Origin of the sequence: Anoxybacteroides voinovskiense, assembly GCF_014196205.1 — a bacterium.
GTDB classification, from domain to species: Bacteria; Bacillota; Bacilli; order Bacillales; family Anoxybacillaceae; genus Anoxybacteroides; species Anoxybacteroides voinovskiense.
Genome location: NZ_JACIDE010000008.1, coordinates 53,316 through 69,688 on the forward strand (window position 1 = coordinate 53,316; position 16,373 = coordinate 69,688).

Consider the following 16,373-nt stretch of genomic DNA (forward strand, 5'->3'; position numbering starts at 1 on the left):
CTCTGCTAGTAACGAGCTCCTTTATCATTTCCTTTCCCCACTATTCCAACCGCTTGTAAATGTTCCCATGCTTTTTGAATATGTTCTTTTTGGAATATTTTACGTTTTCGCTCATTCCATTGGTGTATTGCCTCAACAATCTGATGAATATCATTTATGTTACCATTTTCTTCGATTACCCAATGTACGGTAGAAAGCAACTCTAAGCCATACGGCGTTTCAAACCCCTGAATAATATCTCGTACTTTTCGTAACCGGTCATAAGCTTCTGCATCCCCTTGCAAATATTGCTCTGCTTGTTGGACAGCGTTCGGCATCACATATATTTCTGCTTTTCGACTTCGGTCACCAAATCCGCGAATAAAATGACCGTCTAAACGAATGAATACGTGGTTTAAGTTTTCGGCATACGGCCCGTACTTGCTTTTTTCAAATCGCAGCTTCAGTGGCTCTCCCACCACTTGGAGAAAATAGGCTAATTTTTGTACTTCAAGCAATGATAATTTATACCCTGGAATCGAGTAATCGTTCATTACCAGCAATAACAATGCCCTCGCTCTCGTCATCTTCGGAGGATTGGTGCGAATCATTACTTGGTCGGGAACTGGGCTTTCAGCTGGCTCATATAAATGTACCTCGATGTTTGGTAGCGATTCAAACGTTTCTTCAATTTTTCGCCGTACTTCTTCCCATTGCAACCCTCCGTTCCCACACCCAAGCGGTGGAATGGCGATTGAGCGAATCCCAAGTTTTTTAATAACGTTTACTAAATCTACCAATCCTAATTCAATATCCTCTATCCGCGATTTTTGTTTCCAATGGCGCTTTGTTGGGAAGTTAATGATATATTTTGGTGGAAAGAAAGAATCTCTTTTAAAAACATGCATTTTCCCCGGCTGTAATTCTCCTCGTCGATAAGCTTTTTCATACTCACAAAACATATCGGGATACGCTTGTTTGAATTGCAAGGCAATTCCTTTTCCCATCACACCGACGCAATTTACTGTATTCACAAGCGCTTCCGCATCATCTTCCAGTAAATTTCCTTGTTTGAAAACGATCATTTCCATCTCCCCTCTCCATAGTACCAATGTGGACGAACAACCACTTGCTTATCGTGACGGTATTGCTGAAGAATCAGGTCTATTTTTTGTTTCATTTCACGATCCTTAACCGCAATCGCGACAATCAATGCCACCGGAACGAACTGATGAACTAAAAACTCTGCTTGTCTTCTTCTTTTTCGGTCAGGGTCTTCTTCTGTGTCAAACCAAAACGAAGACTGCATCACTTTCCAATCAATTTTATTTAAATCCGCTAAGTCATGATAGAAACCAGTAAACTTCATAATGGCGTGACCGTCGGTGAACAAATAAGCTAATCCGCTACGATGGATAAGATCGGTTCGCGACAGAAGATAGACAATTTCATTCTGTCCTTCTTTATATCCTTCTACGTAGCCCTTATGAATAGCATACAACATAGGGGACTTAGGGGCAAAATAGAAAGGAACATAGTCATGCAAAGTACCATATGGAGGAATTGGGATAGAAGTCAGCGATCGTTTATTTTGTATTCCTACATTGGCAATGTCGATGTACGGAATACGGCTGCCCTTTATCATGCGATGTGCAACTAATCCCCCTTGCTCGAAAATAGACGGGAGATTCCTATAGTGAGTAAGATGATACAACCATTTTTTGCTCATTATTATCATCCCTCCCCATTTATTCTAAAAGGAAGAAGCTGACTTCCAAAAGTAAGAAGTCAGCTGGAGAATAATGTTACTGCTCCACATATGGACGCAAGTGGTGTAAGATGCTTGTTTTCCACGCTTCGAACGCAGGGGCTAAATGGTTCTCAACGATGTGTTGCTTCGCATTTTGGTCATCTAGTTTGCCGTCTAGCTTCCAAGCTTCGTCCACAACTGCCGAAAATCGCTCAATTTCCGCTAAAATCGCTTCATCTTCCGCAAAAAAGGAGGCAAGCGACTGCTGGTTCGTCATATCAATTTGTCCAAACGCCGTAAAAATATCCGCTAATACGACATCGCCATGTGTTCGTTCGTAATTGTGGAAACTTTCCACGACATACGTAAACCCTTCTTCGACCGTATCAAGCAGCGCCGCATACTGGCGAACGACTGCCAATTGTTCTGGAGTTAAGTTCATCACGATAACCTACCTTTTTTTATCATAAAACATACCGTCCATCGAAACCGTTTCTTGGTACGGATTGGTATAGTTTTGATTTGCTTTCTTTTTTTGTTTTAAGGTGGCTAAGTCTTGCTGGATTTGTTGCTTAAGCTGCGTAAGCTTTTTCCCAATCGTTTGATTGAGCGCAACGATCTCTTGCCCAAGCCGCTGCTCTTCTTCGCTATATGGTGGCGATAGCTGGGCGATTAACTCCTCGCGACGCTCAAGCCACTGCTCAACCGCCGCAATCGTTTCCTCGCGCGCTTCTTTAGCAACTGGCTTTTCGAGCAGCGCTACTAATGTTTTCGTCACTTCCCATAATTCCGCTACGACGCTCACTACGCTTGCCCACCTTGCGCATATTGCCGCTGGCGATTGATTTGAATGACTTGTTTCCACGTATCACGGAATTCCGTCACATATCCTTCGACCTCGTCCAAAATCGCCACATCGCTTTTAATATTTGCTTCCACGAGCCGGCGATACATATAGTCGTACATCGTCATCATGGATTTTGCAACTTCATAGTCCATGTTCAGCGTCACCATGAGCTCTTGAATAATTTTTTGCGCTTTTAATAAATTTGTATGGCGCTCCTCGACATTGTTTTCCTCCATCGCTTTGCGCGCCATCTTAATAAATTTCAAACAACCGTTATACAGCATAAGCGTTAACTCACCTGGCGATGCCGTCTGCACCGCATTGGCTTGATACGATTGATATGGATTATTTGTAGCCATTGGCAACACTCCTTTTCATTATTTCGTTCCGCCGCCAAAGGCGTTCATTAAGTACGCACTTTGCGAATTCGCTTTATTAATCGCTTCCTCCATCGCCGTAAACTGCCGATAATAACGGTCTTCGATTTGCTTGAGACGGTCGTTGAAGGCATCGATTTGGCTGTTGATTTGATTCAAATCACGACCAATCGAAAACTGCTGATTCGTCCAAACCGTTTTTCCGGCTTTTTGTTCAATCTTTCCGATCGTCCCTTTAATCGTATCCCGCAAGCGGCGGGCGATGCCTTTCGTATCAAACGTCGTGCCGTTGGCGTTAAATAGCTGGTACACCGAATTCGGGTCGTTTTCAATCGCCGCTCGTAGCTTCGTTTCATCAATAATCAACTTTCCGTTTTCCAAATAGTTGCTCGATGTCGTAATCCCAATTTCCGAAAGGGTATCATAATTTGGATTGATCGTTGGATCGTTCACTTTGCTGTAGACGTCAAGGCGCATTTGGCTTAAGCCGCCTGACAAAATCGAATCACGGCGGAGAAGCCCGCTTTTCGCTTTCTCTTCCCAAAGCTCGACTTGTTTCTCCGACATCGCTTGTTTTTGTTCATCTGTCAGCGGTAAGTAGTCGCGGTACCGTTCTTCTGATATTTTCGCATTAATTTTACCAATAATTTCGTTATATTTGTCGACGAAGCCTTTAATTGCATTAAACGTGGCATCTGTATCGTTTGTCGTGGTGACAGAAGCCGTTCCTGCTTTTTTCAGCGTATAGGTGACATTATTAATCGTAAACGTATTCGTTGAACGTGATGTCACAAGACCGTTAATCGTAAATTGTGCATTCTCCCCCGCCGTTTTCCCTGTCAATTCTGCACCATTCGCAGCGCCCGTAAACCCGAGCTGTTGGAAAAACGAAGCAGTCGTTGCGTCCCCCATCACTAAACTTGCCGCTGCCCCTGTATCTTTCTTTGTAATCGAAATTTTTCCTGTCTGTGTATCACGGAACACCGTAATGCCAAGGTCGCTATTGCTGTTTAGTTGAGAGATCACCGCATCTAACGACGAGTTGGCTGCGATTGTAATCGTCACAGGGTTGGTTGGACTCGTGCCGTCACCGTTTGTTACGTTAATTTTCAATGTCGTATCTGTACCGCTTGGTGTATAACTAGAAGAAGCTGCTGAGACCCAAGTTGCTGCGGTAGCGACTTGCGTAACCGTTAAATTGGTGCTAATATTCGCTGCCGACGTATTCGCTGTCGCCGTAACAACACTCTCATCCGAACTCGTTGTCTTCTTTTTTAACATGTTGCTTTGCAACGTTAAATTATTAAAAATATAGCTATCTAAATCTTGAAGCAACGTATTCATCGAGCGATAGTCATCGCGCTGCCATTCTAAAATTTGTTTCTTTTGTTTTAGTTTATCAAGCGGCATGCGTTCGGCTTTCATTAAATCACTGACGAGTTTGTCAATGTCCATACCGCTCGCCAAACCACTAATGCGCATATTGCTTGCCAATCTCATTCACCTCCATCAAATTTTCTTATCAACAATTAACCCGACGAATTCCATCATCGCTGCATACATATCTAACAGCTTTTTCGGCGGAATTTCGCGAATGACTTCTTTCGTCCGCTCATCGACAATTTGCACATAATATTCCTTCAACTCATCGTGTAACTCAAACTTCAACGACGTCTGGCTTGGCTGCAAAAATTCATTCATCCCTTTAATAATGTTTTCAAGTTGATCTTTTGATAACTCCTTGGGCGATTCTTTCGTCTCTTTATGTGCTTCTGCTTTCGGTTGATCGTCTGTCTGTTGCACCGGCACCTCATTTGAAGCCTTTTGGCTGCTTATATCCGAAAACGAAAAAGAAGGTTGTGAAGAAATACGTTCAATGGTCACCTTAGTTCGCTCCTTTGATAAACACTTACTACTTCTTATATCGGATCAAAATGAAGGGTTGTAAAGGGGGAGATGAGGAAAAATAAGAGCAACCCGCTAAAAACGAATAACAAACGGGGTTGTTTCTTGAAATGATATCTAATAAAGTTAAAATCAGTAAATTACCCAACCTATCATACATCAATTCATACGATTCATCTCAATATTTTTGGAAACAAGTGAACTACTTATCACTTACCTAACTCTTGAAGTGGGAACTTCTCTCAGTTCCACGACGAAAGCAATCTTTTGTCTCCCTGAGCGTTACTTTGGGTCGTTCCAACCCTAGGTATCCGATGATTCGGGGTTCTTTCGCGTCTTGGATATTTTACGCATGGAAGGCTTTGCTTGGTTTTCGCATTGGATTTTCTCCATGCCCCCTAATATCCAGTTCGCAAAGAACATGATATACGTTTATTCTATCATGCGTTTTGGCTGACGCCAACCGACATTCATCTCCCACCTACTCACTGGGTTACACCCTTCACGTTCCTTGAGATGGGAGACTTCTTTCGGAAATCCGTTAAAATATGATGTACATAACCATATTTACAGGTGAAAACTATCCTCTATATTGTTCACTCTCTTCTTCGTATAAGAGGTGGATGCATTAACATCTATAGAAGAAGAGAAAAATAAATTGCTAAAACTATTCGATGCTGTAATACTGTATAACCTTTTTTACCCCTTGTATTATACTATCTATATCCTCATCGGTCATTTTCGGAAACAAAGGCAGGGTAATTACATTTTCATACCATTCTTCAGCAATTGGACATATTCCTCTTTTATATCCCGATTTTTGGTAATAAGGATGGAAATATATCGGAATATAATGTACTTGGACTCCAATATTTTCAGCTTGCAACGCTTCGAAAACCTCTTTTCTTCCGACTTTCAATGCTGAAACATTTAATTTGATAATATAAAGATGCCAGCTAGATGTCACACAATTGAGATGATGTGGTACAATGATTTCTTTCATCTCTTGAAAAGCCTCGTTATATCGATTTGCTATCAATTGACGCCTCTCAATAAATTGATTAAGCTTTTGTAATTGCGAAAGACCTAATGCAGCTTGAATATCTGTCATACGGTAGTTGTAACCGAGATCAATCATCTCATAATACCATGGTCCTTCATGTTTGCTAAGAAGATGTGACTCTTTCGTAATTCCATGAGAACGGAACAATTTTAGTTTTTCATAATAAACAGGAGAATCAGTGACAATGATTCCACCCTCCCCTGTCGTCACCAGTTTAACAGGGTGAAAGCTAAACATTGTCATGTCAGCTATACTCCCGATTTTCCTTCCTTTATACGTTGCACCTAAAGAATGGGCTCCATCTTCAATCACAGCTAACCCATACCTTTTAGCAATTTCCATAATAGGATCCAAATCCGCCGGTTGACCTGTAAAATCAACAGGTACAATTGCCTTGGTTTTTGGAGTAATCGCTTTCTCTATTTTACTTACATCAATATTATACGTTTGAGGATGAATATCAGAAAAAACTGGTTTCGCTCCTAAATATAAAACTGCATTTGCGGTAGCTGCAAAAGTAATCGGAGTCGTAATAATTTCATCACCTTCTCCGATCCCTGCAGCATAGTAGGCTCCGTGCAACGCGGCTGTCCCGTTACAAAAGGCAACAGCATACTTTGCACCCACATAATTAGCAACCGCTTTTTCAAATTGTTCTAGCACTGGTCCTTGAGTGAGATAGGGACTTTTAAGGACTCTAACAACACTTTGAATATCATCATCATCAATCCACTGCCGACCATACGAAATCATTGTGTCTCGAATTGGAGTACCGCCAAACAATGCAAGCTCCAAAAAAATTCCTCCTATCCTTCCCTTATAAAATATGATCCCACGTTAAAGCTGTTCCCTTTTGCAAACGAACTTTTGCTGTTTTTCCAATGATCTTCTCATAATATTTCGGTTCAAGCCCAAATCCCGGACGAATAACTTTTATATTTTCTTTTGTGAATGGCTGTCCTTCTTCTATATCTTGTGCAACATAAATTGATCTTCTAAATTTTATGGAGGCTTTCTCTTTTTCCGTCGGTCCGTAATGTACGTTACCCATCGCTTCCCAAGCACGCTTTGTTTCCTCTACCAGCGCTTTCATTTCATGAGGCTCTAGAGAAAACGCTGCATCTACCCCACCATCTGCTCTTGAGAGAGTAAAATGCTTTTCAATGACTGTTGCACCAAGCGCTACACTTGCTACGGCGACACCAATTCCTAGTGTATGATCTGATAACCCTACTTCACAATCAAATAGTTTCTTCATATGTGGAATCGTTAAAATATTTGAATCTGTCGGTGAAGCAGGATATGTACTTGTACATTTTAGAAGGACTAATTCTTTGCATCCAGCCTCGCGCGCTGTTCTGACTGTCTCATCAATTTCAGCAACCGTTGCCATTCCTGTTGAGATAATCAGTGGCTTGCCTGTAGAAGCCACTTTTTTAATTAGTGGAAGATCTGTATTTTCAAACGATGCAATTTTATACATCGGTACATTTAGCTCTTCAAGAAAATCAACAGCTGTTTCATCAAATGGCGTACTAAAAGCAATAATCCCTAATTCGCGCGCTCTATCAAAAATTGGTTTATGCCACTCCCAAGGAGTATATGCTTGTTGGTAAAGTTTATAGAGAGTGTGTCCTTTCCATAAGCTTTTTAGATCTTCTATTTTAAAATCTTTGTTATCCAAATCTAACGTCATTGTATCCGCAGTATACGTTTGAATCTTTAGCGCATGTACTCCTGCTTTAGCTGCAGCTTCTACAATTTCTAGGGCGCGTTCTAGTGACTTATTGTGGTTCCCGGACATTTCAGCAATGATAAATGGCGGATGATCAGAACCTACTTTTTTATCTCCTAACGTCATTTCTGTCACGCTCTCACCTCACAATATATTTCTTTTAACAAGCTCCCATCTCTCTCGAAGCAGTACAAATAAAAGAACATCAACAAGTACATCATTCTTTTTTACGTGCTTAAGTAGCCTTCCCTCATTATAGAAACCCAATTTCTGGTGAAAACGAATACTTATTTCGTTAAATTCTAGTACCTCCGCACATATCTTCCGCATTTGTAACTCATAGAATGCATATTCAATCCCTAAATATCCTAATATCGTGCCGGCACCTTTTGGAGCATGTTCGTTGCCAATATAAAACCCCCAACTGCATCTTCCATTTTTTCTGTCAATTTTGTTAAAACTTACGGTTCCGATCGGCTCATCTTTATAGATGAACATTTTAAATATTCTCGATGAATCATTTTGTAGACTTTCAAACCAGCGAATGTGCTCTTCCATACTAATCGTATGATCATGATACATATATCTTCTGATACGTTCTGAATTTCTCCAACACAAAACAGTTTCTAAGTCTTCTTCAGTTATATCCCTTAGTCGATAGTCAAATAATAACATCGCTATCCCCCTTTAACAAGGATACAACTAATTCATTCCCTAATGATTCGCCAAACAAGTCTCTACATTTTCTTGACATATCCCTTAAGATTTTTTTATTATTTATTAACTTTTTTAGTGAGCAAACGATGTGCTCAATACAAATATTCTCTTTATACCCAAGGTTATAAACAGCACCGTACCACTCTAGAGCATGGATTACTTGCTCTTGGTTACTCGCCAGTATAATAACTAAAGAAGGTAACCCTAGATAACAACGCTCCCAAATCGCTGTACCACCAGCACCAATTGCTAAATCTGCTGTAGCCATTAATTCAGCCATATTGTTGATTTGACAGTGAAAGTGAAATCGGGGTACTTGACTACAAATATTTTGAATGCGTTCTTTATGTATATTTGACGTCCCTACAATAACATTGACTTCAATGTTACGAAACTCCTCTATCTTCAACGCCTCAAGAACCAACTCTGTCACATTATGCGGATCACTTCCGCCTAAAAAAACAACTATTCGTTTAACCTCTCCATTACGTTCCTTTAAATTGAGGCGAACTTTCTTAAATTCCTCTCTAATTAGAGCATATTTTGGTCCAAGCAGTAACCTCGTTTCATTTTTTACCAGATGTCTATATCTATTTTCCATTTGTGCATAGTAATTTTGATCCAATAAAAGATCGCAGTCATGCTTTCGATCCGCTAAATCATCAATCACCATTATTTTTTTTACATAAGGGCGAACTTCCTTTTGCCAATTTTCTTCGATACCGTAATGATCAATAATGAGCCAATCAATCGGTGCATTTTTTTTCAGCGATTGAATGGTGTCATGTACGTCTGTCAGCCAATGAGCACCTAGCCAATGAGAATGAGGCGTTAACCACTCAATTTCTTCTTGTATTTGAGGTAAACGAGCAACTTCATATCCCTTGCTTTCAATGAAATTACATAAATGCCCTTTATGCATACGACATATGAACATGACACGATTGCCGTACTTTTTTAATTCGTCAGCTAACGTTAAACATCTCATCACATGACCTGTACCGATCTCAATAGATGCGTCAACACGAAAAAAAATGTTCATCATTATAGTCCCTCATTACGAACGAATTTTAAACAAAGGCTCTATTGGCTTTGTTCGCAACATTTGCTCTAGCGTTTCATTTTCCATCGCTTGCTTAATGACTGTTAGCACTTCAGCGTAAACGTTCAATGTTATTTCAATATCCTCGTCACTATGAGCGTAACTCATATTATGCGTGCCAATCATCAACACGCCGCGCTGAAACAGTTCTTGCATAAATAATGTCTTTATTTCCCAAATGTTATATCGACTAGTCGGCTTAACATGTACAAACGACCACGAAGGGTGTCCCGATAAATCAATCACTTCTTGAAGCTGCAATTTCTCTATAATATTCCGCAATCCATTTATAAGTTTACTTCCTTGTACATACAACGTGTCAATAACGGGCTCTCGTTGCAATTTATTAAGGGTGGCTAACGATGCGGCTAACGACAATGTTTCCCCACCGAATGTAAACGAAAAGAAAATTTCTTCCATCAGTTGCATAATCTCTTTTTTCCCTACAATTGCAGATAACGGATATCCATTAGCTAATCCTTTTCCAAATGTAGCTAAATCAGGGATTACTCCGAAATATTCTTGAGCCCCACCATTTGCAAAACGAAAACCTGTAATCGTTTCATCGAAAATAAGGATGGCTCCGTGTTGATGTGTCAGCTCTTTTACCTCGTGCAAAAAGCCATTCTTTGGTTCTTGTACATTCATTGGCTCTAAAATAACAGCTGCAATATCATTAGGATACTGTTGAAACAGTTTCTTTAATGAATCGATGTCATTATAAATAAACACGTGAGTCAGTTCTTTTGTTGCTTTTGGTACCCCTAAATCGCGTGACGTGGAGCCAATGTACCAGTCTTGCCACCCGTGATACCCACATACTGCAACACGGTCACGGCGTGTAAACGCACGCGCTAAACGAATAGCACCAGCCGTAGCATCTGATTCATTTTTTCCAAAACGAACCATTTCTGCACAAGGAACCATCTCTATTATTTTTTCAGCTACAAATGTTTCTAACGGATGAGGTAGTGAGAAAATTGTCCCTTCATGTATTTGGGCAATGACTGCTTCTTGAACATCTGGATCGTTATAGCCGAGCGTAAGGGAAGCGAGACCATTCACAAAGTCAATATATTCATTACCATCAATATCAAATAGCCTACTTCCCTTTCCTTTTTGTGCAAATAACGGTGAAACACCTAAAGGATATTGTATCATACTTTTACTGAACGTCTGAGAAGCAAGCGGAATAGATTGAAGCGATCGCTCTAAAAATTGTTCAGATTTAGCATATCGTTTGGACATAGTGACCCCTTCTTTAGCTATTTTATGTACTGATCTGCTTGTAGGGACTTTTCATACCCTTCATTGCGCCAATATTGACTATTTACATTAAGCCAATTAGGATGACGATCTAAACAACCCAAAATATCTTCCATCAAAAAATAAGGGTTCGTTGGATACAATTCTTCGTAAATGCTTTTTACAAGAAAATAGTCCTCTTGTTCATCCACCGTCCATCGGTACGTAGACAAATCTTTATTATTGCAAAAACGACCGATGCAAAAAAGGTGTTCATTTTTGTAAAAAAATGGCGTAACATGCTCCCGTTCAGATTGTAGTGTTGCTTTTTCATAAATAATTGTCAATTTATTTGCAACAAACACTTCAACATCTAACCCATCTGGAAACGTTGGAGGTAGTACATTACTTGTATAATCATAGCGACCTTCGAGATGAAACTGAACAACCTTGTCAATCACAGTTGGATCAATGAGTGGACAGTCCGCTGTCAAACGGACAATATGCTCGGGTCTATATTTTTCATACACGAAGTAAAAACGTTCTAGTACATCTTTTAGCGATCCTCGATATACATCTATTCCGTGTTGTAAACAAACTTGAACGAGCGGATCATCGCTTTCATGTGTGCTCGTTGCTACGACGATATGATTAATCATTTTGCACCTCTGAATTCGTTCAAGTTGCCGAACAATCATCGGCTTACCGACTAGCGGTAACAATACTTTTCCCGGTAATCGCTTTGAACTCATTCTCGCTTGCACTACCGCTAAAATCATTGTTATTCCTCCAATTTCCATAAAGATGGGTTAAGTATATCCTCATCTTCCATCGCAAAAGAAGAAAAATCAATCCTTGGGATGTTCTTGTTGTACGCTTCAATAATTTCAATAAACTGTTGAACGTGATCAACCCCTACTACTATACGATCGACTTCATCTATTTGTTTGACGAAATGAATGGCTCCTTCTAAACGAGAAAGCTTGCAACTATTTAAAAAAGCAAAATAGTCTATCATCGTTTTTCGTACTTTAGAAAAATGCTTCGGTACTTTTTCAACATCTTGCAACAGCAATCCTTGCAAAAATATAGAACGTACATGTATTTCAATCCCTATATGCTTTAGCTTTCTCAATAAACCTCTATGTAAAAACCGTTGATCAAATACGTTGAGAGGGATTTGAACGAGATCAAGCGCAAACCGTGCTAAAATCGATTCCAGTTCCTTAGGTGTATAAACAGATACACCTACTTTTTTTACGAGTCCATCACGCTTCAATTCATCAAGCACCCTATATATGTGTTCTGCCTTTCCATCCAACAAATGATGTGGACGATGAACAAGAAGCCCGTATAAATGATCGATGCCAAGTTTTTGAAGTGAATCATAACAACTTTTTTTTATGTCAGAAGCATCGTTTATATTGACTGGGGTTTTTGTTACGACTAGAAAGCGCGAATCGGATTCGATACATTCACCAATAATTTCTTCACTACATCCATAAGCAGCCCCTGTATCAATAGTACGTATGTCATTTTGTTTTGCAGTGATGAATATGCGTTTTACCTCTTCTTTAGAAGGCTGCCCAGCATGATTAAATGCCCCATAATGCATACCAAATTGTACTGTTCCTAACGCCAGTTTCATATCGTCACCTTTCATACATGATCAACTAATTGACAAATTTCATCTACTGTCAAAAAATGAGGATTGTTGCCCGAATTATATTCAAAATCTTGCTCTACTTCTGTACCCACTTCACCAACCGCATTCACTTTATAATCTGTTGGACGATTGAATGTGATTGTAGGTCTAATTACAAAATGATCATGAAATTGCAATGTTAAATGCGAATCATCTTTCGGACACATCACCTCATGAATCTTCTCTCCTGGACGAATACCGATAATTTTATATGGTAAATATGGAGCAATCGCTTTAGCAATATCTACAATTCGAGCGGACGGTAATTTTGGAACAAAAATTTCTCCACCATACATTCGCTCAAAGCTTTTAAACACAAAGTGAATTCCTTGCTCAAGCGTAATCCAAAAACGCGTCATACGCACATCGGTAATCGGCAGTTCTTTTACACCTTCTTTTACTAGCTTTTTAAAAAACGGAATGACCGATCCACGTGAACCGACAACATTACCGTAACGAACAACAGAAAAACGCGTCGGATTGCTCCCTACCATGTTGTTCGCCGCAACAAATAGCTTGTCGGAGGCTAATTTCGTTGCCCCATACAAATTGACAGGATTTGCTGCCTTATCTGTAGAAAGAGCAATTACTTTTTGCACGCCATTTTCAATTGCCGCATTAATAACATTTTGCGCACCAAGAACATTCGTTTTAATGCACTCCATTGGATTGTATTCTGCGGCAGGCACTTGCTTAAGCGCTGCCGCATGAATAACGAAATCTACTTCTCTCATCGCTTGCTTTAATCGCGATTCATCCCGAACATCCCCTATAAAATAACGCATAACCTCCGTATGAAACTGTTGTTGCATTTCATATTGTTTTAATTCGTCTCGAGAGTATACGATGATCTTTTTCGGTGAATAATCTCGTAGTAGTATCTCTACACATTTTTTACCAAAAGATCCTGTTCCACCTGTAATCAACACTGTTTTTCCGGTAAACATAACTTTCCTCCACATATCCTTTCACTTTTTACAGATGACAGCAATGCCATAGCCATGATTAAAGTTTTTCGACTGAGTCGCTTTATCGAATAAAGTCCCCCATTGTTCCGGAATGACATTGAAAATGACACTATCTGCGAGTAACACTTCCTCATAAACGATTTCATGTTCAGGGAACATTTCTTCTAATTCCCCCATTTCAATTCCAATTGTTGTATTGTGGATAAATAGATTTCCTACCGATTTCGCAAACTGTTTTTTGTTTAAGTTGTACGTAAAAATAATTCCTCCTTTTTTCAACACGCGTGACAATTCATTTGAGACTTTTTTTCTTAATTCCTTGTCTTTAATATGCTGTAACACACCGATTGTTAAAACAACATCGAACGATTCATTCGCAAACGGCAGCTCATCGCCATGCGCTTGTAACAGTGTCATATCTTTGGCACATAGTTCTTTCGCCAACTGAATAATACTTCCATCTAAATCCACACCAGCTAAGTGTTTAGGTGAAGCTCCCCAATCCACAAGTTTGCGCAACCATCTCCCTTCTCCGCACCCTACATCTAGCACTTTTACTTGTGGAATGTTTTGAAAACCATACTGAATGAGCTTGCTCATTAACAAATATTCAAGAACATGATCTTTAAATAAAATAGGAAATTGCAGTGTCCGGGTCTGTCTTCCTTTTTCTCCATAAGACGATACATAATAAAACTCTTCGGCCCATTTTTCAAGACGGCGTTTCTCTTGTTGTTCTTCAAGTTTTCGTTTCACTTCTACTATTTTTTTGTATACACGTTCGTCATAACTGATTTTTTGCAACCGAACAAACATATCCATTGATTGCTTATACTGTTGTAAATAATAATAACTATCCCCGACCATATCAAGCACGTATTTTTCATTTTCATCAATTTCTAGATATTTTTCACCTAGGTACACAACTTCAGAAAACTTACCAAGCTTATATTTAACATGAATAACGTTATAAAACCGCTCTAAATCAGGTTCTTGTTCAAAAGCTTGTACCAGATATCTTTCGGCCTCTTCGTAGTTTCCTTCCTGAAAAAAATGTATACCAAGCTGTTCAAGTTGCTGAATATTTGTCATATTTTCTTCATTTTTTGTATATTCGTTCATTTTCCCAACTCCTTTGAGAGTTCCGTAATTGTGCGATCAATTTGATCAATAAGCGCATCAAGGACGATGCGAAGGGTGCGTAAAAAATCTTTTTGCACATCTATGTTTTTCTTTACATTTTCCAAAGACAATATTTCATCAATTTTATACATTTTATAAAACGTGTTGACCAATTCTGGTTGCATATTATGGAACAATAACTTATGGTCATAAACTGCTAATAAAATCTCATCAGCTTTTTTCATTTTTTCTATAATTTGTTCCAATATGAGCACATCTTCATTTTCCGGAAACACAATCCCATCAATTTCTTTTGCAAAGCGTGTTACCAATTGTTCAACCTGAACAATCTTCGCTTTTTCAGTTTTCAATTTTTCAATGATGTCCACGCGATTGAATTGATACATTGGCGTTTGTTCTACGATGGAGTACACGTTAATCTCCTGTTGGCAATATTGCTCAATAGCTTGTAAAAGCGGCATTTGAACAGTTCCTTCGATTTTCGCTCCACCTTCTGTTGCATTAATAACGTTCGTTTGTTCTTTTATATATTCGATATAAAATTCAAACCATTTTTTAAATGCAAGCCACAATTCAGACGTAACAACTTCTCCGCCGTAATACCCTTCAACCGTTTTTGTTGGATCTTGCATCGGGTCATCCAACGGATTCGTTCCAATTTGTTCATAAATAGTACCGGAAGCATGACACCCCGTTCCCCCTTCACCAAATGCTAAGTCTTGACCGATTAAAATAATCGGATTGGCTCCCAGATGATGTGCAAACCCAAGCGCTAAATGAGCGGTTGAATCTCCCATGGAAACAAACGCATCCGGACCAAGCGACAAAATTCGGTCAAGCCATTCATACTCTCCAATTCCATCACGCAACGGCATGATCCAGTTACCTTGAAATTCTTCAAAAATCATCGGTTTGATAACAGCTGGAGCAACAAGTGTTACTTCTTTTGGATATTTCTTCCCTTTGTAACTTAATTCGTATGCCGACTGTACTCTCTCAATCGATGTTACAAAATCCGGAATAATTCCTTCACGAACGAGCCGTTCTAAAATCGTTTCAGTAGCGATAATAATTGCTTTCCCAACTGCCTTATGTAAATGATGAATATTTTTATCTAACGAAGGTCCAGCTGAGACAATAATCGCTGGAACATTAGCAAAACGTTTTTTCAGCTTTCGCACATCTTTCGAACGAAACATATACTTAATATTATGGATATTTTGCGTCGATCCTTCTAGACAATCATAAATAGAGTTTCCAAACCCCCACCGAATTGTACGCAACACAAGACTGAACGCATTCACAATTTTTTTAGACAATGGCAATAAATATGTTCGATATGGGTGTGTTAAATGAAAGCGAATATTCGCTGTTAAAAAAATGAGTGTTGTCGAGAACAACTCGTTAATAACAAACTTCAGTCTTTCCAACGGTACGTGCACAAGACATACGTTATCGCGATTAAAAATCGTCATATCTTTTTGTTCGCAAACATGTTTAAAAAAGCCACGCATCGGCTCGTAGACTAAATAAAAGCTATTTGGATTTCCATTTGCAACAATCGTTTCAATTTCTCTCAAGTTATTCACACCAATAATGATTACTAACTCACGTTTATGTCTTGAAACATCCGGCTTTCCCTCTAGCTGGTCAATTACTTCAAACGTTTGATCAGCCCATGCATTGAAAAATATTTCTTTGTCGTTTTGTATTTCTTTGAAAACAACATCTTCTGGAACATGATGTAAATCAATCACATTGTTGTGATGCTCTCTAAACAAAATAGCAATATTGTAATCGATTAGTTTCAATACACTCTCTCCTCTTTAAGTAATTT

17 protein-coding genes are annotated in these 16,373 nt (G+C 39.2%); all 17 read right to left on the bottom strand.

Annotation, left to right across the window (positions count from 1 at the left end; all coding sequences use genetic code 11):
* Window positions 1–5 precede the first annotated feature (5 nt).
* The 17 genes from darG to GGR02_RS07330 all read right to left on the bottom strand — a co-directional run bounded on the left by darG (window position 6) and on the right by GGR02_RS07330 (window position 16,347).
* Window positions 6–1,070, bottom strand: a complete 1,065-nt coding sequence (gene darG, locus GGR02_RS07250; RefSeq protein ID WP_229706124.1) for a type II toxin-antitoxin system antitoxin DNA ADP-ribosyl glycohydrolase DarG — start codon at window positions 1,068–1,070, stop codon at window positions 6–8.
* A complete protein-coding gene (gene darT, locus GGR02_RS07255) occupies window positions 1,061–1,708 on the bottom strand; it encodes a type II toxin-antitoxin system toxin DNA ADP-ribosyl transferase DarT (RefSeq protein WP_229706123.1) in 648 nt (215 codons plus the stop codon). The genes darG and darT overlap by 10 nt, the downstream gene beginning before the upstream one ends.
* A gap of 76 nt (window positions 1,709–1,784) precedes the next feature.
* Window positions 1,785–2,171: a hypothetical protein gene (locus GGR02_RS07260; RefSeq protein WP_221210759.1), complete on the bottom strand. Its 387-nt coding sequence runs from the start codon at window positions 2,169–2,171 to the stop codon at window positions 1,785–1,787.
* A 9-nt stretch (window positions 2,172–2,180) separates the two neighbouring features.
* Window positions 2,181–2,534 carry a flagellar protein FliT gene (locus GGR02_RS07265; protein ID WP_183184071.1) on the bottom strand — a complete coding sequence of 118 codons (354 nt, stop codon included), beginning with the start codon at window positions 2,532–2,534 and terminating at the stop codon, window positions 2,181–2,183.
* Window positions 2,534–2,935 (bottom strand): flagellar export chaperone FliS, encoded by a 402-nt coding sequence (gene fliS, locus GGR02_RS07270; protein ID WP_183184072.1) that lies wholly within the window; start codon window positions 2,933–2,935, stop codon window positions 2,534–2,536. Before fliS ends, GGR02_RS07265 begins: the two co-directional genes overlap by 1 nt.
* 18 nt (window positions 2,936–2,953) lie before the next feature.
* On the bottom strand, window positions 2,954–4,447 hold the full coding sequence (locus GGR02_RS07275; protein WP_183184073.1) for a flagellar hook-associated protein 2: 1,494 nt from the start codon (window positions 4,445–4,447) through the stop codon (window positions 2,954–2,956).
* Window positions 4,448–4,462: 15 nt separating this feature from the next.
* The gene (gene flaG, locus GGR02_RS07280; RefSeq protein ID WP_183184074.1) at window positions 4,463–4,837 is read right to left on the bottom strand and encodes a flagellar protein FlaG; all 375 of its coding nucleotides are present in this window, start codon (window positions 4,835–4,837) and stop codon (window positions 4,463–4,465) included.
* Window positions 4,838–5,525: 688 nt separating this feature from the next.
* Window positions 5,526–6,716: a UDP-4-amino-4,6-dideoxy-N-acetyl-beta-L-altrosamine transaminase gene (gene pseC, locus GGR02_RS07285; RefSeq protein ID WP_229706122.1), complete on the bottom strand. Its 1,191-nt coding sequence runs from the start codon at window positions 6,714–6,716 to the stop codon at window positions 5,526–5,528.
* Window positions 6,717–6,738: 22 nt separating this feature from the next.
* A complete protein-coding gene (gene pseI, locus GGR02_RS07290) occupies window positions 6,739–7,782 on the bottom strand; it encodes a pseudaminic acid synthase (RefSeq protein WP_183184152.1) in 1,044 nt (347 codons plus the stop codon).
* An 18-nt stretch (window positions 7,783–7,800) separates the two neighbouring features.
* Window positions 7,801–8,331, bottom strand: coding sequence for a UDP-4-amino-4,6-dideoxy-N-acetyl-beta-L-altrosamine N-acetyltransferase (pseH, locus tag GGR02_RS07295; RefSeq protein WP_183184075.1), 531 nt, complete (start codon window positions 8,329–8,331; stop codon window positions 7,801–7,803).
* On the bottom strand, window positions 8,318–9,418 hold the full coding sequence (gene pseG, locus GGR02_RS07300) for a UDP-2,4-diacetamido-2,4,6-trideoxy-beta-L-altropyranose hydrolase (protein WP_183184076.1): 1,101 nt from the start codon (window positions 9,416–9,418) through the stop codon (window positions 8,318–8,320). The genes pseH and pseG overlap by 14 nt, the downstream gene beginning before the upstream one ends.
* Window positions 9,419–9,430: 12 nt before the next feature.
* The gene (locus tag GGR02_RS07305) at window positions 9,431–10,723 is read right to left on the bottom strand and encodes an aminotransferase class III-fold pyridoxal phosphate-dependent enzyme (protein WP_183184077.1); all 1,293 of its coding nucleotides are present in this window, start codon (window positions 10,721–10,723) and stop codon (window positions 9,431–9,433) included.
* Between the two features lie 17 nt (window positions 10,724–10,740).
* A complete protein-coding gene (locus tag GGR02_RS07310; protein WP_183184078.1) occupies window positions 10,741–11,499 on the bottom strand; it encodes a cytidylyltransferase domain-containing protein in 759 nt (252 codons plus the stop codon).
* Between the two features lie 2 nt (window positions 11,500–11,501).
* Entirely contained in the window at window positions 11,502–12,368 is an 867-nt protein-coding gene (locus tag GGR02_RS07315) for an aldo/keto reductase (RefSeq protein ID WP_183184079.1), read from the bottom strand.
* Between the two features lie 11 nt (window positions 12,369–12,379).
* Window positions 12,380–13,372 carry a UDP-N-acetylglucosamine 4,6-dehydratase (inverting) gene (pseB, locus tag GGR02_RS07320; protein ID WP_183184080.1) on the bottom strand — a complete coding sequence of 331 codons (993 nt, stop codon included), beginning with the start codon at window positions 13,370–13,372 and terminating at the stop codon, window positions 12,380–12,382.
* 21 nt (window positions 13,373–13,393) lie between these two features.
* The gene (locus tag GGR02_RS07325; protein WP_183184081.1) at window positions 13,394–14,515 is read right to left on the bottom strand and encodes a class I SAM-dependent methyltransferase; all 1,122 of its coding nucleotides are present in this window, start codon (window positions 14,513–14,515) and stop codon (window positions 13,394–13,396) included.
* Window positions 14,512–16,347, bottom strand: coding sequence for a motility associated factor glycosyltransferase family protein (locus tag GGR02_RS07330; protein WP_183184082.1), 1,836 nt, complete (start codon window positions 16,345–16,347; stop codon window positions 14,512–14,514). Before GGR02_RS07330 ends, GGR02_RS07325 begins: the two co-directional genes overlap by 4 nt.
* Window positions 16,348–16,373 lie beyond the last annotated feature (26 nt).